Origin of the sequence: Rhodoferax sp., assembly GCF_012927445.1 — a bacterium.
Taxonomy (GTDB): Bacteria; Pseudomonadota; Gammaproteobacteria; order Burkholderiales; family Burkholderiaceae_C; genus Rhodoferax.
The window spans coordinates 289,171-312,198 of the sequence record NZ_JABBPD010000002.1 but is presented as its reverse complement, the minus strand read 5'-3'; the positions used below and the strand labels follow the sequence as shown (position 1 = coordinate 312,198).

Annotated in this window: 20 protein-coding genes and 1 pseudogene; 6 read left to right on the top strand and 15 right to left on the bottom strand. The window is 56.9% G+C overall.

The genetic code is table 11. The annotated features are described in order from the left end of the window. Positions 1 to 103: 103 nt before the first annotated feature. The 4 genes from infC to rraA form a co-directional block, all read right to left on the bottom strand. Positions 104 to 694 (bottom strand): translation initiation factor IF-3, encoded by a 591-nt coding sequence (gene infC / locus HHJ17_RS04160; RefSeq protein ID WP_296498358.1) that lies wholly within the window; start codon positions 692 to 694, stop codon positions 104 to 106. A gap of 89 nt (positions 695 to 783) precedes the next feature. Then, a complete protein-coding gene (gene thrS, locus HHJ17_RS04155) occupies positions 784 to 2,709 on the bottom strand; it encodes a threonine--tRNA ligase (protein ID WP_296498312.1) in 1,926 nt (641 codons plus the stop codon). A 262-nt stretch (positions 2,710 to 2,971) separates the two neighbouring features. Then, positions 2,972 to 4,291, bottom strand: coding sequence for an isocitrate lyase (gene aceA / locus HHJ17_RS04150; RefSeq protein WP_296498311.1), 1,320 nt, complete (start codon positions 4,289 to 4,291; stop codon positions 2,972 to 2,974). Positions 4,292 to 4,663: 372 nt separating this feature from the next. Continuing rightward, positions 4,664 to 5,185 carry a ribonuclease E activity regulator RraA gene (gene rraA / locus HHJ17_RS04145; RefSeq protein WP_296498308.1) on the bottom strand — a complete coding sequence of 174 codons (522 nt, stop codon included), beginning with the start codon at positions 5,183 to 5,185 and terminating at the stop codon, positions 4,664 to 4,666. Between the two features lie 318 nt (positions 5,186 to 5,503). On the opposite strand from rraA, the gene HHJ17_RS04140 reads away from it, so the two are divergent. Next, complete coding sequence (locus HHJ17_RS04140; protein ID WP_296498306.1) at positions 5,504 to 5,938, top strand: SWIB/MDM2 domain-containing protein; 435 nt, start codon at positions 5,504 to 5,506, stop codon at positions 5,936 to 5,938. A gap of 91 nt (positions 5,939 to 6,029) precedes the next feature. Here HHJ17_RS04140 and HHJ17_RS04135 read toward each other — a convergent pair. Then, positions 6,030 to 7,256: pseudogene (locus tag HHJ17_RS04135) on the bottom strand (MFS transporter). A 182-nt stretch (positions 7,257 to 7,438) separates the two neighbouring features. On the opposite strand from HHJ17_RS04135, the gene HHJ17_RS04130 reads away from it, so the two are divergent. Both HHJ17_RS04130 and HHJ17_RS04125 read left to right on the top strand, forming a co-directional pair. Then, entirely contained in the window at positions 7,439 to 7,567 is a 129-nt protein-coding gene (locus HHJ17_RS04130) for a hypothetical protein (RefSeq protein ID WP_296498301.1), read from the top strand. Further along, positions 7,564 to 8,625, top strand: a complete 1,062-nt coding sequence (locus HHJ17_RS04125; RefSeq protein WP_296498298.1) for a DMT family transporter — start codon at positions 7,564 to 7,566, stop codon at positions 8,623 to 8,625. Before HHJ17_RS04130 ends, HHJ17_RS04125 begins: the two co-directional genes overlap by 4 nt. 29 nt (positions 8,626 to 8,654) lie before the next feature. Here HHJ17_RS04125 and clpB read toward each other — a convergent pair whose 3' ends face one another. From clpB to HHJ17_RS04085, 8 genes are all read right to left on the bottom strand, one after another. After that, entirely contained in the window at positions 8,655 to 11,255 is a 2,601-nt protein-coding gene (clpB, locus tag HHJ17_RS04120) for an ATP-dependent chaperone ClpB (RefSeq protein ID WP_296498295.1), read from the bottom strand. 116 nt (positions 11,256 to 11,371) lie between these two features. Next, on the bottom strand, positions 11,372 to 11,854 hold the full coding sequence (locus HHJ17_RS04115; RefSeq protein WP_296498356.1) for a molybdenum cofactor biosynthesis protein MoaE: 483 nt from the start codon (positions 11,852 to 11,854) through the stop codon (positions 11,372 to 11,374). A 23-nt stretch (positions 11,855 to 11,877) separates the two neighbouring features. Beyond that, on the bottom strand, positions 11,878 to 12,129 hold the full coding sequence (locus HHJ17_RS04110) for a MoaD/ThiS family protein (protein WP_296498293.1): 252 nt from the start codon (positions 12,127 to 12,129) through the stop codon (positions 11,878 to 11,880). Then, entirely contained in the window at positions 12,126 to 13,355 is a 1,230-nt protein-coding gene (glp, locus tag HHJ17_RS04105; RefSeq protein ID WP_296498291.1) for a gephyrin-like molybdotransferase Glp, read from the bottom strand. Before glp ends, HHJ17_RS04110 begins: the two co-directional genes overlap by 4 nt. Next, on the bottom strand, positions 13,352 to 13,885 hold the full coding sequence (gene mobB, locus HHJ17_RS04100; protein ID WP_296498288.1) for a molybdopterin-guanine dinucleotide biosynthesis protein B: 534 nt from the start codon (positions 13,883 to 13,885) through the stop codon (positions 13,352 to 13,354). The genes glp and mobB overlap by 4 nt, the downstream gene beginning before the upstream one ends. After that, the gene (gene thrC / locus HHJ17_RS04095; RefSeq protein WP_296498287.1) at positions 13,882 to 15,321 is read right to left on the bottom strand and encodes a threonine synthase; all 1,440 of its coding nucleotides are present in this window, start codon (positions 15,319 to 15,321) and stop codon (positions 13,882 to 13,884) included. The genes mobB and thrC overlap by 4 nt, the downstream gene beginning before the upstream one ends. Then, positions 15,321 to 16,643 (bottom strand): homoserine dehydrogenase, encoded by a 1,323-nt coding sequence (locus tag HHJ17_RS04090; protein ID WP_296498285.1) that lies wholly within the window; start codon positions 16,641 to 16,643, stop codon positions 15,321 to 15,323. The genes thrC and HHJ17_RS04090 overlap by 1 nt, the downstream gene beginning before the upstream one ends. 71 nt (positions 16,644 to 16,714) lie before the next feature. After that, the gene (locus HHJ17_RS04085) at positions 16,715 to 17,941 is read right to left on the bottom strand and encodes a pyridoxal phosphate-dependent aminotransferase (RefSeq protein ID WP_296498282.1); all 1,227 of its coding nucleotides are present in this window, start codon (positions 17,939 to 17,941) and stop codon (positions 16,715 to 16,717) included. Between the two features lie 109 nt (positions 17,942 to 18,050). Here HHJ17_RS04085 and HHJ17_RS04080 point away from each other — a divergent pair, with 109 nt between their 5' ends. The 3 genes from HHJ17_RS04080 to HHJ17_RS04070 all read left to right on the top strand — a co-directional run bounded on the left by HHJ17_RS04080 (position 18,051) and on the right by HHJ17_RS04070 (position 20,928). Further along, positions 18,051 to 18,431, top strand: a complete 381-nt coding sequence (locus HHJ17_RS04080) for an Mth938-like domain-containing protein (protein ID WP_296498278.1) — start codon at positions 18,051 to 18,053, stop codon at positions 18,429 to 18,431. A 139-nt stretch (positions 18,432 to 18,570) separates the two neighbouring features. Beyond that, positions 18,571 to 19,056, top strand: a complete 486-nt coding sequence (locus tag HHJ17_RS04075) for a peroxiredoxin (RefSeq protein WP_296498274.1) — start codon at positions 18,571 to 18,573, stop codon at positions 19,054 to 19,056. 174 nt (positions 19,057 to 19,230) lie between these two features. Further along, positions 19,231 to 20,928, top strand: coding sequence for a PhoH family protein (locus HHJ17_RS04070; protein ID WP_296498271.1), 1,698 nt, complete (start codon positions 19,231 to 19,233; stop codon positions 20,926 to 20,928). A 61-nt stretch (positions 20,929 to 20,989) separates the two neighbouring features. Here HHJ17_RS04070 and dnaB read toward each other — a convergent pair whose 3' ends face one another. Both dnaB and rplI read right to left on the bottom strand, forming a co-directional pair. After that, on the bottom strand, positions 20,990 to 22,396 hold the full coding sequence (gene dnaB / locus HHJ17_RS04065) for a replicative DNA helicase (protein ID WP_296498268.1): 1,407 nt from the start codon (positions 22,394 to 22,396) through the stop codon (positions 20,990 to 20,992). Between the two features lie 178 nt (positions 22,397 to 22,574). Then, positions 22,575 to 23,027, bottom strand: coding sequence for a 50S ribosomal protein L9 (gene rplI, locus HHJ17_RS04060; protein ID WP_296498265.1), 453 nt, complete (start codon positions 23,025 to 23,027; stop codon positions 22,575 to 22,577). Position 23,028 lies beyond the last annotated feature (1 nt).

Here is a 23,028-nt window from a genome sequence, read left to right as displayed (position 1 = left end):
GAGCCACTTTTAAGTGACACACATTTAATGCGTCACTTGCGTGGCAGTAGTTAAACCACCACTTTCGCAGAACACCAGTTAAAACCAATGTCCAAACAAAAATTTATGATGCCGCAGATGATGAGTCTGCGACGGGCTTGGCCGCAATCTTCTTCTTGCCAGGCGCGATCATCATAATCATCTGACGACCTTCAAGCTTGGGAAATTGCTCAATCAAGATCAAATCGCCCAATTCACTGCGAATACGATTCAACAAGGCCATGCCGATTTCCTGGTGCGTAATCTCGCGACCACGGAAACGCAACGTAATCTTGCACTTATCACCTTCGGACAAAAAGCGCTTGATGTTGCGCATCTTGATGTTGTAGTCGCCATCATCAGTACCAGGACGGAACTTGATCTCTTTGATCTCAATAACCGTCTGCTTTGCTTTCGCTTCCGCCGCTTTTTTCTGCTCTTGGTATTTGAATTTACCGTAATCCATCAAACGACAGACCGGCGGAACCGCCGTGGCAGAAATCTCAACCAAGTCAACATCCAAATCACCAGCCATACGCAGCGCCTCCATGAGGCTAACCACTCCAAGCGGCTCATTTTCAACCCCGGAGAGTCGAACTTCAGGAGCCATGATTTCACGGTTCAGACGGTGTTTGCGTTCTTCGCGGTGACGGCGGTCACGAAATTCAGTAGCGATGGCTTAATCCTTCACATATTCTGCTACATAAAACGTAGCGAAAACCAGTACATGTACGCGGGAAAACTGCAATCTTGCTTGATATCAGCTTAGACAACAGACTTGCCAGTGATGTCTTCTGCTATTTTCTGCACGAATGCATCGAGAGACATCACACCGAGATCTTGACCACCCCGGGCGCGCACTGCAACGGTACCCGCTGCCTTTTCCTTATCGCCCACGACAAGGATGTAGGGCAGCTTTTGCATTGAATGCTCTCGTATTTTATACGTTATTTTCTCGTTACGCAGATCCGTAATCACCCTAAGCTCTTGATTGGGCAATGACTTCTTTAATTTTTCAACAATTTCGCGACAGTAATCAGCTTGTGCATCGGTAATATTGAGCACCGCAACTTGCACCGGCGCCAGCCAGACAGGCAATGCGCCTGCACTTTCTTCAATCAAAATTCCGATGAAACGCTCCAGACTGCCCACGATGGCACGGTGCAGCATCACAGGTCGGTGACGAGCGCCGTCCTCACCTACATATTCAGCATCCAGGCGCTCAGGCATCGAAAAGTCAACCTGAATGGTTCCACATTGCCAATGACGCCCAATCGCATCCTTGAGTGTGTATTCGATCTTGGGACCATAAAAGGCACCCTCCCCCGGGGAGATTTCATACTCGCAACCAGAGGCACTCAGGCTTTCAATCAAAGCAGCTTCTGCCTTGTCCCAGACTTCATCACAGCCAATGCGCTGCTCTGGACGAGTGGCGATCTTGTAAATGATGTTTTTGAAACCAAAGTCGGTATAGACTTTTTGCAACAAGGCCGTGTAATCAACGCACTCTTGCAGGATCTGGTCTTCGGTGCAAAAAATATGGCCGTCATCCTGCGTAAAGCCACGCACCCGCATGATGCCGTGCAGACCACCCGATGGCTCGTTGCGGTGGCATTGGCCAAACTCGCCGTAACGCAACGGCAGATCACGATAGCTCTTGATGCCCTGCTTGAAAATCAGAATATGACCCGGGCAGTTCATTGGTTTCAGGGCGTACTCGCGTTTTTCCGACTCGGTCGTGAACATGTTTTCGCGGTACTTTTCCCAGTGACCCGTTTTCTCCCACAGCGTTTTGTCGATGATCTGCGGGCCCTTGACCTCCTGATAGCCGTTGTCGCGGTACACCTGGCGCATGTATTGCTCAACGCCCTGCCATAGCGTCCAGCCCTTGGGGTGCCAAAACACCAGTCCCGGCGCATGGTCATCAATATGAAACAGGTCGAGTTCACGCCCGAGTTTGCGGTGATCGCGTTTTTCGGCCTCTTCGAGCATTGTCAAATGCTGCTGCAATTCATCCTTGGTGGCCCAGGCTGTGCCGTAGATGCGCTGCAGCATTTCGTTGTGATGATCGCCGCGCCAGTAGGCGCCCGCCAGCTTCATCAGCTTGAAGTGCTTGAGCTTACCGGTACTGGGCACGTGCGGCCCACGACACAAGTCTTCGAAGTTACCTTCGCGATAGAGCGATACATCCTCGTTGGCGGGAATGCTGGCGATGATCTCCGCCTTGTAATGCTCGCCCAAACCCTTGAAATAGGCCACCGCTTCATCACGGGGCAGCACGCGACGGGTAATGGGCTCGTCTTTGGCCGCCAGTGAGAGCATTTTTTTCTCAATAACGATCAAGTCGTCCGGTGTGAAGGGCCGCTTGTACGAGAAGTCGTAGAAAAAACCGTGCTCAATCACCGGACCAATCGTGACCTGCGCATCCGGAAACAACTCTTTGACGGCATAAGCCAGCAAGTGCGCCGTGGAGTGGCGAATGACTTCCAAACCATCGGCATCTTTGGCCGTGATGATGGACAAAGGACTGTTTGCCTCGATCAGATAACTGGTGTCGACCACCTTGCCGTCAACCTTGCCTGCCAGCGCCGCTTTGGCCAGACCTGCACCGATGGAAGCAGCCACTTCGGCCACCGTCACCGGACCGGAGTAGTCACGTTGGGAGCCGTCAGGAAGTGTGATTTGAATCATGATGAAAAACCAGAATGAGGGAGAGCAAAACAAAAAGCGCGGAACCAGCCGCGCTTTACTATGAATTCTATAGCTACGTGCGCAATAGGCGCGGGGGCTAACGGCCTATAAGCTATTTAACTTTTCGGTGGTCGTTCGCGGTGTCATAACCAGACTGCCTTTCTCGCGCTTTTTATGAAATTAGGCTTTAAGTCTAACAAAAAAAGGGCCTGTGCCACCCACTTCAGGATGACACAGGCCCTTATTGAATCAGCAATTCTGCTTAGTGGAACTGCTCTTCTTCGGTGGAGCCGGTCAGCGCAGTGACACTGGACTTGCCGCCCTGAATCACGGTGGTGACTTCATCGAAGTAGCCGGTGCCCACTTCTTGCTGGTGCGACACGAAGGTGTAACCACGGTCACGGGCAGCAAATTCAGGCTCTTGCACCTTCTCGACGTAAGCCGACATGCCGCGTTTGACATAGTCTTGTGCCAGATCGAACATGTTGTACCACATGGAGTGAATGCCAGCCAAGGTGATGAACTGGTACTTGTAGCCCATGGCGCCCAGTTCTTTCTGGAACTTGGCGATGGTGGCATCGTCCAGGTTTTTCTTCCAGTTGAACGATGGCGAGCAGTTGTACGCCAGCATCTTGCCAGGATGTTTGGCATGCACAGCATCAGCAAACTTCTTGGCGAAGGCCAGATCAGGCGTACCGGTTTCGCACCACACCAAGTCAGCGTATTCAGCGTAGGCAACGGCACGGCTGATCGCCTGGTCCATACCCTTGTTGGTCTTGTAGAAGCCTTCTGCAGTGCGCTCACCGGTCAGGAATGGCTTGTCGTTTTCGTCATAGTCGCTGGTCAGCAAATCAGCCGCTTCTGCATCGGTACGGGCGATCACCAGTGTTGGCACGCCGCAGACGTCAGCCGCCATACGGGCAGCCACCAGCTTCTGGATGGCTTCGGCGGTTGGCACCAGCACTTTGCCGCCCATGTGGCCGCATTTCTTGACCGAAGCCAATTGATCTTCCCAATGCACACCAGCTGCGCCGGCCTTGATCATGGCCTTCATCAGCTCAAACGCGTTCAGGACACCGCCGAAACCGGCTTCAGCGTCCGCCACGATCGGGGCGAAATTATCAATATAGCCCTTGTCACCGGCGTCAACACCTCTGGAGTGTTGAATCTCGTCAGCGCGACGGAAAGTGTTGTTGATGCGTTCAACCACGGTCGGCACCGAGTCCACGGGGTACAAGGACTGGTCCGGGTACATGGAGGCATACGAGTTGTTGTCCGCAGCAACTTGCCAGCCGGACAGGTAGATGGCTTTCACGCCAGCCTTGACTTGCTGCATGGCTTGGCCGCCGGTCAATGCGCCCAGGCAATTGACATAGGGTTCGGTCGTGACCAGATTCCAGAGCTTTTCAGCACCGCGACGGGCCAAGGTGTGCTCGATGGGGAATGAACCACGCAGACGGACAACGTCAGCAGCGCTGTAGCCGCGTTTGATACCCTTCCAACGGGGGTTGGTCGCCCAGTCTTTTTCCAAAGCGGCGATTTGTTCTTCGCGGCTCAAAGTTTCTGTTGTGTATTTCGGCATGAGATCACTCCAAGGGTTGATTAAAACAGTCTGTACCGGCAATGATGCAATCCGGTGTTCATGAGATCTATTCTAGTCTTATATAAGACTTATTTTTAATCTTATGTCTTATATAAGACATAAATTTAACCCAATAAAATCAATGACTTGAGAGAGTGAATTTGCGATATGAAAAATATTCTCTTGTCTATTTTGTATTTCACGTCATGCAACTATTGAATTTTTTATAAAACAAACATTGATACCACAATGTGAAATATACGCATCATCTGCACGCCGGCGTCGGAATTGCATCACCGTACCGACTCTTTTTCTTACCTGCCGTGGTATTGGCTGCCCTGCCCGTCAGCGTCGACAAGGTTTAAACCCGAATCAAATCAAACGGCCGGCGCCAATCACCATGCCATCTTCATCGGCATAAAGCCAATCGCCGGGACGCACCCAGACCGCCTGTAATTGAACCGCGACGTCTTTTTGTCCTTCATTGCGCTTCTCCGTTGGCAGCGGCATGCTGGCCAAGGCGCGAATGCCGACGTCCAGCGCGGCCAACTCAGCCACGTCGCGCACACAACCATCAACCACAACGCCAGCCCAACCGTTTCTGGCCGCCGCAGCGCCAAGGTTGCCGCCCAACAAGGCCCGGCGCAAGGACCCTCCACCGTCAACCACCAATACCTTGCCGACCCGGCCGAAAGCAGTCTCTTCAAAGCCCACAGAATCAACCGCCGCTTTAACCAGCGAGTTGTCCTCAAAGCACTTGATGGTCACGACCGGTCCGCAAAACTTGCGCACAGCACCAAAGTCATGAAACACAGGAGGCAAGACTCGGAAGTCGCCGGCTGCATCATTTTTATGGACGTCGCACAGGTCACAAGTGGCAAATGAAGGGGTCATGGTGGGTTCCTTTAGTTCACAAAATTGTAGGGCTTCCCATCGGGATATCACCAGACGTTGGCGCATGAAATAGCGTTTCAAGACCGTGCGTTGATACCGACATCGTCAGACCTTTGCGCGTACTTTTCAGCGACACACACGGATACATTTTGCTTCCCACTCAAAAACCATTGAATCGCCTATGAAAAAACAACGTTCTCCAATGAAATAAACCCTTTTTCCCTAGGAAACACGCATATTCTCCAGTAGCATTCAGTTTGCCAGTGAAGAAGCAGTTTTTTGCTGGTGATTAATCAACTTCTAGAAGGACAATAAATCATGGCAACTGCAACGAAAGCTCCGGCAAAAAAAGCTGCTCCCGCAAAAAAAGCAGCGCCGGCCAAGAGCGCGGCCCCGGCTAAGAAAGTAGCCCCCGCCAAGACGGTCGCCGCCAAGGCACCAGCCAAAAAAGCAGCACCCGCTAAAAAAGTAGTCGCTGCCAAAAAGGCCGTACCGGCTAAAAAGCGGACTGCCAATGCAGCCTTCATGAAAGCCCTGACACCTAGCGCCGCACTGGCTGCTGTCGTGGGTGCAAGCCCACTGCCACGCACCGAGGTGGTGAAGCAGTTGTGGGTTTACATCAAAAAGAACAAGCTGCAAGACGCCATCAACAAGCGCATGATCAATGCCGATGCCAAGCTGAAGGAAGTCTTCGGCAAGGTGCAGGTGTCCATGTTCGAGATGGCTGGCCTGATCGGCAAGCACCTCAAGTAATCAGCCCCGGCTGTTTGCTCCAAAAAAGGCCGACGAAAGTCGGCCTTTTTTTGTTCTCAAAACCGTCAAACCAACTCGACGCTTTGTCTGATCAGTTAGGCGCCGTGCGTCTGGAAGTGCGCTGACCAACCCCCACCGCCGCCACCACGCTGAGTAGCAACACCGCGGCCGCGCCGAACAAGGTCGCGCCGTACCAGCCCCGATCCATGAAGCCGCCAAACAGGATCGGGGAAATTGCAAAGCCCACATCCAGCCCGGAATACACCATGCCATACACCCGGCCAGTGGCCCCTTGGGGTGTAGCTTTCTTGATCATCATGTCGCGCGACGGCCCGCCGATACCCACCGCGAAGCCGGTGCCGGCCAGCACCACCATCGTGCCCAAAGCCCCGAATAGACCGGTGCCACACAGCGCCAACAAGACCGCCGCCACGCTCATGGCGATAGCGACCACGCGGTCACTGTTGTCTGTGCGTGCGGCGATGAAACCGCCCACGAACATACCCACGGCACCACACAGCATGTAAGCGGTCAGTGTCAGGGTGGCCGCCTCAAAGCTCACGCCGTGCATGGCCTTCAGAATGGAGACGGAAAAACTTTGCACCACTGCCAGCGTCATGGTCGACAACATAAAGAAGCCAAAGCACCACCAGACCACCGGCAGCTTCATGAAGGCCAGGTCATGCTACGCAGGGGTGTCCGCATGGCGCACCGCAACCTGGGTGCTCAGTTTGTCGCGCTGCAGGACCAGCAAGCCCAAAATGACCACATACATGGCAGCGGCAGCCAGGTAAGCGGTGCGCCAGCTGTACAGGCTGCTGATTGACGCGAAAAAGACAGGCGCGGCGGCCCAGCCCAGGTTGCCCGTCAAGCCATGGGCACTGAAGGCATAACCCAGCCGCGGACCAGAAACCCGCTGATTCAAGATGGTGAAATCAACCGGGTGAAAAGTGGCATTGCCCAGACCCGCCAGCGCCGCCACCACCAGCAAGCCGGTGTAGCCAGTCACCATGGACGCCGCGCTGCACGCCAGCACAAAAATGCCGAGCGCCACAAACAGCAAAGGCCGCGCACCCAGCCGGTCCACCACAAAACCGGCGGACGCCTGTCCCAGACCCGAGACGACAAAAAACGTGGTCATCAGCAGGCCCAGTTCAGAGTAGCTCAAACCGAACTCTTGCATGAATACCGGAAACATCAGCGGCAGCAGCAGGTGGGCAAAGTGCGAGCTGGCATGGGCCAGCCCGACCAGGCCAATGATGGTGGCGTCCTGCTTGAGAGGAACAGGAAGAGGGAAATGGCTTGTCGTGCTGGTCATGGCGCAATGGTAAGTCAGGCAGCGCCGCCATATTCGCAGGTGGTCACCTCCGCGACATTTAGAAAAAAATAGCCTCTAGCCCCCGTCGAATATACGCAAGCAGCTATTATTTCCATAGTGGATAACGCGCGCAGAGACGATAGGATAATGGCGCACCTTTTGAAATTCAACCCGGGATACCCATGAATCTGGACCTCGCCATTGCCAAACACAGCGAATGGAAGAGCCGGCTGTTGGCGGCCATCACGAACAACGAAACACAGACATATCAGCTTCAGTTTATGAAGCATCCAAGATCACGCACCGCATGAATAAATTCCATACACCGATCGCCGTCTTCGCGGCACTGGGCGCGGCTGCCTTGTTTGGGGCCAGCACGCCTTTTGCCAAGCAGTTCGTTGGTGAATTGTCTGCCATGCTGCTGGCGGGCTTGCTGTATCTGGGCAGTGGTGTCGGGCTAATGAGCTGGCGCCTCATGCGTGACCGTGGCTGGCGCAACCCCGGGCTGATGCGAAGCGAATGGCCCTGGCTGCTGGCCGCGATTGCCTGCGGCGGCGTTGCCGGTCCTACCTTGCTGATGCTGGGCCTGGCACGCGTGAGCGCCGCTTCTGCGTCCCTGCTCCTCAACTTTGAAGGCGTCTTGACGGCCGTGCTGGCCTGGCTCGTATTCAAGGAAAACGCCGACCGGCGCGTGGTGCTGGGCATGTTGCTGATCGTGCTGGGTGGGCTGGTGTTGTCCTGGCCCGCGACCCAGGTTAGCGCGGGCGATGGGGGGCTGGGCGCGGCCTTGATTGTGGGCGCTTGCCTGTGCTGGGCGCTTGACAACAACCTGACGCGCCAGGTGGCCAACTCGGATGCGCTGTTTATTGCCGGCCTGAAAGGACTGAGCGCTGCCGTGGTCAACATCGGGCTGGCTTTAGTGATGGGCCAATCACTGCCGCCACTGCACGTGGCAAGTCCGGTCCTGCTGATCGGTTTTCTCGGTTACGGCGTCAGTCTGACGCTGTTCGTTGTGGCGCTGCGCGACTTGGGTGCGGCGCGCACCGGGGCTTACTTCGGCGCCGCGCCGTTCATGGGCGCGGCGATCGCCATTGGCGTGTTCCATGAAAGCACGTCACCCTTGTTCTGGGGCGCCGGGCTGCTCATGGCTCTCGGCATCTGGCTGCACCTGACCGAACGGCATGAGCACACGCACCAGCACGAGGCCCTGCAACACGGCCACTGGCACACGCATGACGCGCACCATCAACACCACCATGCCGAGGCGTTGGATGAGCAGGAGCCACATAACCATGCGCACACCCATGTCCCGCTCGCCCACAGCCACCGGCACTTTCCGGACAGTCACCACCGGCATGACCATCCCTAGGATGAATGCCAGTTGATGCGGTCAGTCGCTCAGTGTGCGGTTCGCTCGAAGCTGAACTGCCCGGGCGAACGGATCGGATCCACATCGACCGGGATCACGTCTTTGGGCAGGAACTTGCCTTCCAGCAGCAGCTTGGACAACGGGTTTTCAATCCGCTGCTGAATCGCACGCTTCAAGGGGCGGGCGCCAAACACCGGGTCGAAACCGACCTTGGCCAACTCGGCCAGCGCCGCCGGCGACACCTCCAGCGTCAGGTCCATCTTGGCCAGCCGGGCTTGCAGCACCTGGATCTGGATACCGGCAATCTCAGCAATATGCGTCGCATCCAGCGCGTGGAACACCACGGTTTCATCAATTCGGTTCAAAAATTCCGGCCGGAAATGGTTTTTCAGCTCGCCGGTCACCGCGTCCTTGATGTCCTCACTGTCCTGCCCCACCATCGACTGGATCAGGTGCGAGCCAATATTGCTGGTCATCACGATCACGGTGTTTTTGAAGTCCACGGTGCGGCCCTGGCCATCGGTCAGGCGGCCATCGTCCAGCACCTGCAACAGCACGTTGAACACATCGGGATGGGCTTTTTCGACTTCGTCGAGCAGCAGCACGCTGTAGGGTTTGCGGCGCACGGCTTCCGTTAAATAGCCGCCTTCCTCGTAGCCGACGTAGCCCGGAGGCGCCCCAATCAGGCGCGCCACCGAATGTTTCTCCATGAACTCGCTCATGTCGATGCGCACCAGATGGTCTTCCGAGTCGAACAGGAAACCGGCCAGGGCCTTGCACAACTCGGTTTTACCAACACCGGTGGGGCCGAGGAACAGGAACGAACCGGTCGGACGATTCGGGTCTGACAAACCAGCGCGGGAACGGCGAATGGCGTTCGACACGGCGGTGATGGCTTCGTCTTGCCCCACCACGCGTTGGTGCAATTTGGTTTCCATTTGCAGCAGTTTGTCGCGTTCACCCTGCATCATTTTGCTGACCGGAATGCCGGTGGCACGGCTCACCACCTCGGCGATTTCTTCGGCACCAACCTGGGTGCGCAACAGGCGCGGCGCAGCGCCTTCGCCGCGGGTAGCTTCCTTGGCCTGCACTTCTTGCAGGCGCTTTTCCAACTCGGGCAGCTTGCCATATTGCAACTCGGCCACCTTGTTGAAGTCGCCCTTGCGGGTGAATTCTTCGATCTGGAACTTGAGTTTGTCGATCTCCTCGCGCACCTGGGCACTGCCCTGGGCGCTGGCTTTCTCGGTTTTCCAGACTTCATCGAGGTCGGCAATTTCTTTTTGCAGTTTGCCGATCTCTTCGTTGATCAACCCGAAACGCTTTTGCGACGCTTCGTCTTTTTCCTTCTTGACGGCTTCGCGTTCGATCTGCAACTGGATCAATCGACGGTCCAGCTTGTCCATCACTTCGGGCTTGGAGTCCATCTCGATCTTGATCTTGGAGGCGGCCTCGTCAATCAGGTCAATCGCCTTGTCGGGCAAGAAACGGTCCGTGATGTAGCGGTTGCTGAGCTCGGCGGCCGCCACAATGGCCGGGTCGGTGATGTCCACGCCATGGTGCAACTCGTAGCGCTCTTTCAGGCCGCGCAGAATGGCAATGGTGGCCTCCACCGAGGGCTCACCGACCAGGATCTTCTGAAAGCGACGCTCCAGTGCGGCATCTTTCTCGATGTATTTGCGGTACTCGTCCAGCGTGGTGGCACCGACGCAGTGCAACTCGCCGCGCGCCAGTGCCGGCTTGAGCATGTTGCCAGCGTCCATCGCCCCTTCGGCCTTGCCGGCGCCCACCATGGTGTGCAACTCGTCAATGAACACAATGGTCTGGCCTTCGTCCTTGGCCAAGTCTTTCAGCACGTTTTTCAGGCGCTCTTCAAACTCGCCGCGGAACTTGGCACCGGCCAGCAGCGAGGCCATGTCCAGTGACAGCACGCGTTTGCCCTTGAGGGAATCCGGCACCTCACCGGCAACGATGCGCTGCGCCAAGCCTTCCACAATCGCGGTCTTGCCAACGCCGGGTTCGCCAATCAGGACCGGGTTGTTTTTGGTACGGCGCTGCAGCACCTGGATGGCGCGCCGGATTTCATCGTCGCGGCCAATCACCGGGTCCAGCTTGCCCATGCGGGCGCGCTCGGTCAGGTCGACACAGTATTTTTTGAGCGACTCACGCTGGTCTTCGGCATCCGCGCTGTCCACGTTCTGGCCGCCGCGCACGGCGTCAATGGCCGACTCCAGCGACTTGCGGGTCAGGCCGTTTTCTTTGACGATTCTTCCGATGTCCTGCTTGCTGTCGGTCAGCGCCAGCAGAAACAACTCACCAGCAACAAACTGGTCACCGCGTTTGATGGATTCTTTTTCGGCGGCCTGCAACAGCGACACCATGTCGCGTCCCACCTGCACCTGCTCGTGGCCCTGCACCTGGGGCAGCTTTTTCATGACCGTCTCGGCTGCCGCCAGCAAACCTGGCACATTCACGCCAGCCCGCTGCAGCAAGGCTTTCGGGCCGTCTTCCTGGCGCAGCATCGCCACCAGGACGTGCGCGGGCTCGATATAAGCGTGGTCATTGCCGAGTGCCAGCGTCTGCGCCTCGCTCAAGGCTTCCTGAAACTTGGTGGTGAGTTTTTCGATTCGCATATCTGTCCTTTGAGTTTGCTCGCAGCTTGCGCTTAATCCAGGATTTTCAAGGCTTCGACCCGGCTAGTTGTTAGACATTCATCAAGGCAAGCGCACTCTGCGCCCTACCCCAGCCGTCAACCGTTGCGCGACTCGATGCCCCATTTGGCCAAGGCGGCATCATCCGTGACCCGCGCATCGACCCAGCGCGCGCCCTCCGGCGTCTGCTCTTTTTTCCAGAACGGGGCCTGGGTCTTCAGGTAGTCCATCAAGAACTCACAGGCCTGAAAGCTCTCACCGCGATGGGCCGAAGTCACCGCCACCAGCACGATCTGGTCCAGCGGCTGCAACAGGCCGATGCGGTGAATGACGCGGGCCCCCCAAATATCAAACCGCTTATGCGCCTCGTCAATCATGGCTTCGATGGCTTTTTCGGTCATGCCGGGGTAGTGCTCCAGCTCCATGCTGCTGATGCTGCCCGGGGTGCCCGCGGTTCGGTCACGCACGGTGCCGACAAAACTGCAGACGGCACCGACGCGCGGATCATTGGCACGCAGGGCCTTGATCTCGCTACTCAGATCGAAATCAGCGGTCTGAATGACAACGCGTGGCGCGGAAATTTGAGAGGCGGTCATACCAGCCCTTAGCCGCCGGTGACCGGCGGGAAGAAGGCCACTTCGGCCCCGTCCAGCAGCACGGCGGCTTCGTCACTCATCACCTGGTTAACAGCCATGCGCACGGCCCGGCCACGCGCCAGGCTCTCGGCGTGGGCGCCGCCCAAGGCGATCAACTCATCCCGCAGCGCCGCCAGGGAGGACGCCGTGGTGGCGACCGACTCACTGGACACGCCAATGTCCTCGCGGATCGAGGCGAAATATTTCACTATGACATTCATCCCAACAACTCCGTAAAGGGAATAAACCGGACCACGTCACCCTGCGCGATGGTCTGACCGGGCGGGTTGTCGACCACGCCATCGCCCCAGACGGCGGAGGTTAACACCCCGGAACTTTGATTGGCAAACAGATCGAGCCCACCCGCGGCATTGCGTTGCACCCGCAAGAATTCACGGCGTTTATCGGCTCTAGCCCAGGTGAAATGGGCGGGGACAGCTATTGATTTAGGAGCAACCTGGGTGACGCCCTGTAATTGAAGCAAGAACGGGCGCACCAGCAGCAAGAAGGTGATGAAGCTCGACACCGGGTTACCCGGCAAACCAATGAAATGAGTGTCCTGCACCTGGCCGTAGGCAAACGGCTTGCCGGGCTTGATGGCAATCTGCCAGAGGTCCAGCGAGCCGAGCGACTGCACGGCGGGTTTGATGTGGTCTTCTTCACCGACCGAGACACCACCACTGGTCAAAATCAGGTCATGCTGTTGCGCCGCCTGTTGCAGGGCTTGCACGGTGGCCTCCAGCCGATCCGGCACGATGCCGAGGTCCGTCACGTCGCAGCCCAAGCGCACCAGCAGCGCCCGTAAGAAAAAACGGTTGGAGTTGTAGATGGTGCCGGGCTTCATCTGCGCCGGCGCCACGTCGCCGGGCATCACCAGCTCGTCGCCGGTCGAAAACAAAGCCACCCGCGGACGCCGCACTACCGGCAACAGGTTGAGGCCAATACTGGCCACCAGCCCAAGTGAAGCGGGCGTAAGGCGCTCTCCTTTTGAGAGCACGATCGAGCCGAGCGTGACATCCTCGCCAGCGCGGCGAATCCACTGCCCCGGCACCGGCACCGCCTTGATGCGCACCGCGCCGCCCTCCAGGACCTCGCAGTCTTCCTGCATCACCACTGCATCGGCCCCCGGTGGAATGGGGGCGCCGGTAAAAATCCGGGCCGCGCTCAGGGGCGCCAGCGGCGCGCCAGACGCGCCAGCGGCAATGCGCTGCGTCACCTGCACAACGCCCTGCGCCTGCAACACGTCAGCACAGCGCACGGCGTAGCCATCCATGGAACTGTTGTCCTGCGGTGGTACATGCAGGGCCGACACAATGTCTTGCGCCAGGACGCGGCCATCGGCCTCAAAAGTCGAGACTGACTCGACACCTTGCAGCACCGCGGCAAATCCCAGCAGTTCAACCAGGGCGTCATCGAGCGATTTCAGGGGGGGCCGTGATGCAGTCATGCAAAAGTCTCCAGGCGGTAGTCAAACCGGGTTGCGTTAGCGGTCAGCCAGTTCCCAAGCGCCGCAGCATCATTGAGGTCCAGCACGGGGAGCTGGGTGACATGGGGCAGTTGTTCCGGCGAATCGGTGGCAATCGCGACGATGAAATCATCGTCCAGGTAGCGGGTGGGTTTGCCTGATTGCGCCCGCCAGACTTCGATCTTGCGCAAATCAGAGTCCTTGAAGCCTTCCACCAGCACCCAGTCCACACCATCGTCCAGTTCGGCAATCAACTGGTGCACCGAGAGCTGCATCGGTTGCTCAAACTCGCGCATCAGCGCCAGGCGCCGGTCTGACGCCACCACCACTTCAAAGGCACCGGCCTCACGGTGCCGGTAGGTGTCTTTGCCGACGTGGTCAATGTCAAAACGGTGATGGGCGTGTTTCACGACCGACACGCGCAAACCCTTGAGCCGAAATTCCGGAATCAGGCGCTCCACCAGCGTGGTCTTGCCGGAGCCGGAATACCCCGCAAAACCCACGACCTTCATGGGCAATGCTGCACGATATAAGCCTTGACGGCCTCGGCGTCCGCCGCCATGCGGGTCACGCGTTTGGGCAGCACTTCAATGCCGTCAAACCGGACCGGTCGGTCCGGCTCACGCCCGAGCGCTTCCACAATGGTGGCGGCAAACTTGATGGGCAAGGCGGTTTCCAGCACGATCATCGGCCCCCCCGCTTGCAGATGCTCCCGCGCCACCTTGACGCCGTCTGCGGTGTGGGTGTCGATCATCACGCCAAAGCGCTCAAAAGTATCCTTGATGGTGGCCAGGCGGTCAGCATGCGTGCTCTTGCCACTCTCAAAACCATAGCGCGTCGCGGCTTGCTTGAAAGCTGGGTCGTTGCCCAGATCAAAGCGGCCGTCTTTGGCCAGGGTCTCGCCAAACAAGGCTTTGACACGCTCGCCATCACGGCCCAGCAGATCGAACACAAAGCGCTCGAAGTTGGAGGCCTTGGAAATGTCCATCGACGGACTGGAAGTCTCATGCGTGTCGGCGCTGCCGCGCACACGGTACACGCCGGTACGGAAAAACTCGTCCAGCACGTCGTTCTCGTTGGTGGCGACGATCAGTTTGTCAATCGGCAGGCCCATCATGCGGGCGACGTGGCCGGCACAGACATTGCCAAAATTGCCGGACGGCACGGCAAAGCTGACCTTCTCGGTGTTGGCTTGGGTGGCCTGGAAGTAGCCGGCAAAGTAATACACCACCTGCGCCATCAGGCGCGCCCAGTTGATGGAGTTGACGGTGCCGATTTTGTACTTGCGCTTGAAATCGAGGTCGTTGGACACGGCCTTGACCATGTCCTGGCAGTCGTCAAACACACCGTCCACGGCGATGTTGTGGATGTTCTCGTCCATCAGGCTGAACATCTGCGCTTGCTGGAACGGGCTCATGCGGCCATACGGGCTGGTCATGAAGACGCGCACACCTTTTTTGCCGCGCATCGCGTATTCGGCCGCGCTGCCGGTGTCGCCGCTGGTGGCGCCCAGAATGTTGAGCTCTTCGCCGCGCCGCGCCAACTCGTACTCGAACAGGTTGCCCAGCAACTGCATCGCCATGTCCTTGAAGGCCAGCGTCGGGCCGTTGGACAGGGCTTCCAGGTACAGCGCGTTTTCCAGATGGCGCAGCGGCACGATTTCACCGGTGCCAAACACGGCAGCGGTGTAGGTTTTTTCACACAGCGCGCGCAGGTCGGCGGCGGGAATGTCGTCGATGTAGAGCGACAGCACCTCGAACGCCAGCTCGGCATAGCCCTGCTCGTGGTAGACGGTGCGCCACTTCAACAGCGTGGCATCGTTGACCTGCGGGTAGGACTCGGGCAAATACAGGCCGCCATCCGGTGCCAAGCCTTCCAGCAGGATTTCACAAAACCGTTTGCGCTCAGTCGAATCAGTGGCGGCCGCGCGGGTGGAGAGGTATTTCATCAGGCCAACTCTTCCTTGCGGATACGGGTGATGGGTTCCAGCACCGTCGGCTGGGCCTGCATCAGGGCGATGGCGGCGTTCATTTTGGCTTCGACGCAATCGTGGGTCAGGATGATGAGGTCGGTTTGCGTGGAACCCTCGCCGCCCACCTCGTCGGCTTCGCGCTGCAGCACCGCATCAATGCTGATGCCGGCCTCGGCCAAGATGCCGGTCACCTTGGCCAATACGCCGGTCTCGTCGGCCACCCGCAACCGCAGGTAGTAGCTCGTTACCACTTCGCTCATGGGCAGCACATGCAAATCACTCATGGCGTTCGGCTGGAAAGCCAGATGGGGCACGCGCTGCGCCGGGTCCGCCGTGTGCAGGCGCGTGATGTCGACCAGGTCGGCAATGACAGCGCTGGCGGTGGGCTCGGCGCCGGCGCCCTTGCCGTAGTAAAGCGTGGTGCCGACGGCATCGGCTTGCACCATGACAGCGTTCATGGCGCCTTCGACATTGGCAATCAGCCGCTTGGTCGGGACCAGGCTGGGGTGCACGCGCAATTCGATGCCTGCGGGTGTGCGCTTGGTGATGCCCAGCAATTTAATGCGGTAGCCCAGTTGTTCAGCGTATTTGATGTCGGCGGCACCGAGTTTGGTGATGCCTTCCACATAGGCCTTGTCGAACTGCACCGGAATACCAAACGCGATGGCCGACATGATGGTGGCTTTGTGCGCGGCGTCCACCCCCTCGATGTCGAAGGTCGGGTCGGCTTCGGCGTAGCCCAGCGCTTGCGCTTGCTTGAGCACCACGCCAAAGTCCAGGCCCTTGTCGCGCATTTCAGACAGGATGAAGTTGGTGGTGCCGTTGATGATGCCGGCGATCCACTGGATGCTGTTGGCGGTCAGGCCTTCGCGCAGCGCCTTGATGATCGGAATGCCACCGGCCACGGCGGCTTCAAATGCCACCATCACGCCTTTGGCGGAAGCGGCCGCGAAAATCTCGGTGCCGTGCACCGCCAGCAGCGCCTTGTTGGCCGTCACTACGTGCTTGCCTGCCGCAATCGCTTCCAGCACCAGCGTCCTGGCAATGCCGTAGCCGCCGATCAGCTCGATCACGATGTCAATATCCGGGTTGGCAATCACAGCCCGGGCGTCGTTGACCACTTGAACGCCCGCACCGACAAGGCTTTGCGCCCGTGCCATGTCGAGATCCGCCACCATGGTGATCTCGATGCCACGGCCGGCACGCCGTTTAATTTCTTCCTGATTGCGCTGCAACACGTTGAACGTTCCCGTTCCCACAACACCCATGCCCAGCAGGCCTACTTGAATCGGTTTCATAAAGTTTTTTAGTTAAATCAGCCTGTAGCCCTCGTGCAGTAAGCGCGAGTAGCTATTAAATAAATAGCAAATCAGTTGCTATGCCGTTTGCGGTAATTTTCAAGAAACTTCGCCACACGGCCAATCGCCTCGCGCAAGTCGTTTTCGTGCGGTAAAAACACAATGCGGAAATGGTCGGGCGTCGGCCAGTTGAAGCCCGTGCCCTGCACCAGCATCACCTTGGTTTCCTGCAGCAGCTCCAGAAAAAACTGCTGGTCATTGGCGATCGGGTACATGGTGGGGTCCAGGCGCGGAAACATGTACAGCGCGGCCGACGGCTTGACGCAAGTCACCCCCGGGATCGCGGTGATCAACTCATACGCCAAGTCGCGCTGGCGGCGCAGACGTCCACCTTCACCGACCAGTTCATTGATGCTCTGGTGGCCACCGAGTGCCGTCTGGATGGCCCACTGGCCGGGCACGTTGGAGCATAGACGCATGTTAGAGAGCATGTTCAGTCCCTCGATGTAATCCTTTGCCGGCTTCTTGTCGCCGGACACCACCATCCAGCCGGCCCGATAACCACAGGAGCGGTAACTTTTGGACAGCGAATTGAACGTGAGCGTCAGCACGTCCTGCGAGAGGCTGCCGATGGCGGTGTGCTTGGCATCGTCGTACAGCACCTTGTCGTACACCTCGTCGGCAAAGATCACCAAGCCATGCTCGCGCGCGATCTGCACGATGCCCTTCAGCAACTCATCGGAATACAGCGCACCGGTGGGATTATTGGGATTGATGACCACAATGCCCTTGGTATTCGGCGTGATCTTGGCGCGAATGTCGTTCAGGTCGGGCATCCAGCCGTTGGCTTCGTCGCACGCATAGTGCACAGGGGTGCCGCCCGACAGGCTGGCCGCCGCCGTCCACAGCGGGTAGTCCGGCGAAGGCAGCAGCAACTCATCGCCCGTATCGAGCAGCGCGTTGGTTGCCATCACGATCAGCTCGCTGGCGCCGTTACCCAGGTAAATGTCGTCCAGCGTCACCCCCTTGGTGCCTTGCTGCTGGGTGTAGTGCATGACCGCTTTACGTGCCGCAAAAATGCCCTTGCTGTCCGAATAACCGGCCGAATTGGGCAGGTTGCGGATCATGTCCTGCTGGATTTCCTCGGGCGCATCAAAACCGAACACGGCCAGATTGCCGATATTGAGTTTGATGATCTTATGACCCTCTTCCTCCATTTGGCGGGCCGCGTCCATGATCGGACCGCGAATGTCGTAGCAGACGTTGGCCAGTTTGGCTGATTTTCGAATAGTCTTCAAAGTCCCTCCGGAAGTGGGTGACGTAAGGCGAAATCTATAATTTGACCACATTTCCGTACAGTTTCCTGTGAAACGTACTCAAGGGCAACCAGACTCAAGCGCAAACAACATGAAGATCCAGCCAGACAACATCAGTGTGCAATCCATCAGCGGTTATGGCCCCGACTGGATCAGCGTCGGGAACGAGAAAATCAGCACCAGTGTGGTTATTGGATCGAGCGGGGAACGTTTCATTTGGAATTGCAACCGCTTCGAGGATCTGACCACGGATCACTTTGCCCAACTGGCGGCCATGAACACGGAACTGATCATATTCGGCAGTGGCAACCGCCTCCGGTTTCCCCAGCCCGCCTGGATCAAATCACTGATTGACAAACAAACCGGCATCGAAACCATGGACACGCAGGCGGCCTGTCGCACCTACAACATTCTGGCGGGAGAAGGACGACGCGTCGCCGTTGCGCTGCTCATTGAAACAGCCCCGGGATAACACTGACAGCGACCCAAAGGGGTCGCAGTAGTTTTCGGGGTAAAATATTAGGTTGCAGTCGGAGGCGCCACACGCTGTCACAGGATAGCGCCAATGACTTGAGAGAACGACGCATCCTGTCACACGAGATTTAAGAACTATGGCGATTGTTGTCAATAAACCCATCCCTGAATTTGAATCGAATGCCACCAGTGGCATCAGAGTCTCCAACACGTCTCACCTCGGGAAAGTTGTCATTCTGTACTTCTACCCGAAAGATAACACGCCTGGCTGCACCACGGAAGCCATGCAGTTCCGGGACAAGTACAAAGACTTTGTAAAAGCTGGCGCTACTGTGTTCGGGGTGTCGCGTGACAACATGAAATCCCACGATGAGTTCAAAGCCAAACTGGAACTCCCCTTCGAATTGATTGCCGACACAGAAGAAAAAATGTGTCACATGTTTGGCGTCGTCAAAAACAAGATTATGTACGGCAAAAAAGTTAAGGGCATTGAGCGCAGCACTTTCCTGATTGGTGCTGATGGTTTGGTCAAGGAAGAATGGCGTGGACTCAAGGTTCCAGGCCATGTGGATGATGTTCTGAAAGCCGTGAAAGCGCTCAATAAAACGGCTGCACTCGTCTAACAACGACTGGGGTGAGTCAGCACGCATGTGTTGACGTATGCAAAGTTTATGCATAATGGGCACATGCCGTTGAAATTCACAACCGTGCTCCCCGAAAAAGCCGCCTTGGTCTCAAGGCGGCTTTTTCGCTTCTAAAGCCTGAATCCAATCCACTTTTTGCGAGCAAACCACCCTATGCCATTGCCAACTGCCCCCGCCAAACGTGCCGCGCTGCTGTCTGAGAAAGACTACGAAGTACAGGCCAGAACAGCACCCAAGGCACGCACGACTGAATCTTCATTGAGCGAACGTCCTGTTGCAGAAAAACCGCAAGCCCGGGACACGCTTGAACGAACAGACAGCAAATTGCAACCCCTCACCACGACAGAGAAAAGCGTGACTGAGAGCCGCAGCAAAACGCCCCGCGCGGACGCACCAACCCGGAAAACTCGTCCCGAAGCTGAAGCACCAACCGAAGTCCGCACCAAGAAAGTCAAGCACACCGGCCCAAGCAAACTGTTTGTGCTGGACACCAACGTGCTGCTGCACGATCCCATGTGCCTCTTTCGCTTTGAGGAACATGACATCTTTCTTCCCATGATCGTTCTGGAAGAACTGGATGCCCATAAAAAAGGCATGACCGAGGTCGCCCGCAATGCCCGTCAAACCAGCCGTACCCTCGACGCGTTAGCCGGCCATCAAGGCGCAGACATCACCATGGGCTTGCCACTGAGCACCACGGGTCACCGGGAAGCGGGCGGCAAGTTGTTCTTCCAGACCCAACTGCTGAACTACACCCTGCCCACCAGCCTGCCCCAAGGCAAGGCGGATAACCAAATTCTGGGCGTGGTGGAAGCGCTGCGTCAACAACATGCCCCACGTGAAGTGGTGTTGGTGTCCAAAGACATCAACATGCGCGTCAAATCGCGTGCACTGGGCTTGGCGACCGATGATTACCAGAATGACAAAACGCTGGATGACGGCGACTTGCTGTACGCCGGATCCTATGCCCTGCCCGCCAATTTTTGGACTTCTCACGGCAAAACGATAGAGAGTTGGCAGCAAGGTGCGCACACCTTTTACCGCATCACTGGTCCTATCGTCCCCAACTTGCTGATCAATCAGTTCGTCTACTTCGAGTCTCCCGGTGAGCCCAGCCTGTACGCCAGGGTCACAGAAATTCGTGGCAAGACCGCCGTATTCAAAACACTAAAGGATTACACCCACCTCAAAAACTCGGTTTGGGGCATCACCACGCGAAACCGTGAGCAAAACTTTGCCATGAACCTGCTGATGGATCCCGAGGTCGACTTTGTCACTTTGACGGGGACAGCGGGCACTGGCAAAACATTAATGGCACTGGCCTCCGGCCTGACCCAGGTGCTGGACGATCGGCGCTATACCGAGATCATCGTGACGCGCGCTACAGTGAGCGTCGGTGAAGACATCGGCTTTCTGCCGGGTACCGAAGAAGAGAAAATGGGACCCTGGATGGGGGCATTGGACGACAACCTCGAAGTATTGGGCAAAACGGATACCAGTGCAGGCGAATGGGGCCGCTCCGCTACCAGTGAACTCATCCGCAGTCGCATCAAGATCAAGAGCATGAACTTCATGCGGGGACGCACTTTCCTGAACAAGTACGTCATCATCGATGAAGCACAAAATCTGACCCCCAAGCAGATGAAGACCTTGATCACCCGAGCCGGTCCAGGTACCAAAATTATTTGCATGGGCAACATCGCCCAGATCGACACCCCTTACCTCACCGAGGGCTCTTCCGGCTTAACCTTTGCCGTTGATAAATTCAAGGGCTGGCCGCACGGCGGGCATATCACCCTGGCACGGGGTGAACGTTCGCGGCTGGCTGACTTTGCGAGTGAAGTTTTGTAATTTGAAAAGTTAGGGGACAAAAGGGCGTTAGCTAAGCCAACGCCCTTTTGTCTTTTAGAGCTTAAAAATCGCCGCTTCCGCCTGATGCCAGGGACTCAAACTTGGTAATCCGGTTAATGAAGGCCAGCTTCACCACACCCGTTGGACCATTTCGCTGTTTGGCGATGATGACTTCGGCCACCCCCGGCTCCTTGCAAGCATCCTTGGTGTAGTACTCGTCGCGGTAAATAAACATGATGATGTCCGCATCCTGCTCAATCGCGCCGGACTCACGCAAGTCACTCATCATGGGGCGCTTGTCTGGGCGCTGCTCCACACTTCGGTTGAGCTGAGATAGCGCAATCACAGGACATTGCAACTCCCGGGCCAACATTTTCAGTCCGCGTGAAATTTCACCCAATTCCGTCGCGCGATTTTCTCCATCGCTGGAGGAACCACTCATCAGCTGCAAGTAATCGACAACAATTAAGCCCAATTTTCCGCATTGGCGCGACAAACGACGGGCGTTGGCGCGGAGTTCGCTGGAGGTCAAACCTGCAGATTCATCGATGTGCAAGGAAATAGTCCGCAACTTCTCGATGGCCTCGGTTAGACGTGGCCATTCTTCGTCTGTCAGTTTACCGGTGCGCAAATGGCCCTGGTCAATGCGTCCAATCGAACCCACAATACGCACAGCAAGCTGTGCGGCACCCATTTCCATCGAAAACACAGCCACCGGCAAGCCTTCGTTGAGCGCCACATGCTCGGCAATATTGATCGCCAGCGCTGTTTTACCCATCGAAGGACGGGCCGCAAGCACAATCAAATCCCCAGCTTGAAAGCCAGCTGTCATGCGGTCAAGATCATAAAATCCGGTCGGCACCCCCGTGACATCATTGGGGTTGTCAGCCATTTCCTGAACCCGGTCGAGCAGATCAACCACCAGCGTGTCCATGGACTGAAAGCCCTGCTTCGTCCGTGCACCCTCTTCCCCAATATTGAATATCTTTTGCTCCGCCTCGTCCAGTATGGCGGCCACTGGCCGTCCTTTGGGATTGAAAGCGTTGGTCGATATTTCATCACTGGCAGTTACCAACTTACGCAGGACCGACCGCTCACGCACGATCTCGGCGTAGCGTCGAATATTGCCTGCGCTTGGCACATACTGGGCTAACGAGTTGAGGTAGGCCAGTCCACCGACTTCTTCTGCCTTGCCCTGGTTTTGCAATTGCTCAAACACCGTGATCACGTCAGCGGGTTTGGAGGCATTGATCAGGGCACCAATGGCGGCAAAAACCATTCGGTGTTCATATCGGTAAAAATCACGATCCGTCAACAAGTCACCCACACGATCCCAAGCGCCGTTATCCAACAGCAGCCCCCCCAGCACACTGGACTCGGCCTCGATGGAATGCGGAGGTATGCGCAGTTGCGCTACTTGTCGATCTTGACTGAAGTCGTCACCCACGGCAGAAAGTACGGCAGACATTGAGGTTTCCTTTAAGCTTGGATGCTACGACGACGCTTGATCGACGTCGAGTGAAAGGCTGGGCACAAGCCATTTATAAGCTGTGCACAAACTGTGGAAATTTCGGGACAAGTTTCCCCGAAAATACAAAAGCCGCCTAGGCTTGCACCCTGGCGGCTTTTGAACTGAGCGTAGCGGATTAAGCCGTTTCGCCGTATACCGAGACGGTGATGTCAACAACTACGTCGGTGTGCAATGACACACTGACCGTGCTGTCACTAACAATCTTGATCGGACCGTTAGGCATCCGAATCTGCGACTTGGTTACCTTGTAACCATTTTTGGTCAGTTCTTCAGCGATATCCGCATTGGTCACGGAACCAAACAGACGACCGTCAACACCGGCCTTTTGGGTCAACTTGCAGGTCGTACCAGCCAGTTTTTCACCCAATGCTTGGCATTCGGCCAACTTGACGGCAGCAGCTTTTTCAAGTTCAGCACGTTTGACTTCAAACTGCTGTTTTGCTGACTCCGTGGCGCGACGGGCGCGGCCAGAAGGAATCAGAAAGTTGCGGGCGTAGCCATCTTTAACGCGAACGATTTCGCCGAGATTGCCAAGGTTCACGACCTTGTCGAGCAGAATAATTTGCATG